Below are 272 nucleotides of genomic sequence, written 5' to 3' on the forward strand. Positions count from 1 at the left end.
CGACGCCAACGCCATACAGGACGCCGCCGGCAACGACGCGACCAGCTTTGCTGCTACCGAGGTGGTCAACGACACGCCAGCGCCAGCAGACACCACGGCCCCGCAGCTGATCACCAGCAGCGACACGACGCGCCCCAGGGTCAACGGCGACCAACTGGTACTCAGCTTCGACGACAGCAGCGACCTGGACGCGGACGCGGACCACAAGCCGGACACCAGGGCCTTTGCGGTGCTCGTCAATGGCGTCGCAAACGCCGTCACCAACGTCACCG

The 272-nt window shown here is 66.9% G+C and carries 1 protein-coding gene; it reads left to right on the plus strand.

Annotated features, from left to right (window positions below; all coding sequences use genetic code 11):
• On the plus strand, window positions 1-272 hold a 272-nt coding region (locus VTU_RS28700), incomplete at both ends, for a SwmB domain-containing protein (protein ID WP_010107495.1).

The organism is Verminephrobacter aporrectodeae subsp. tuberculatae At4 (assembly GCF_000193225.1).
In the GTDB taxonomy this organism is placed as follows: Bacteria; Pseudomonadota; Gammaproteobacteria; order Burkholderiales; family Burkholderiaceae_C; genus Acidovorax; species Acidovorax aporrectodeae.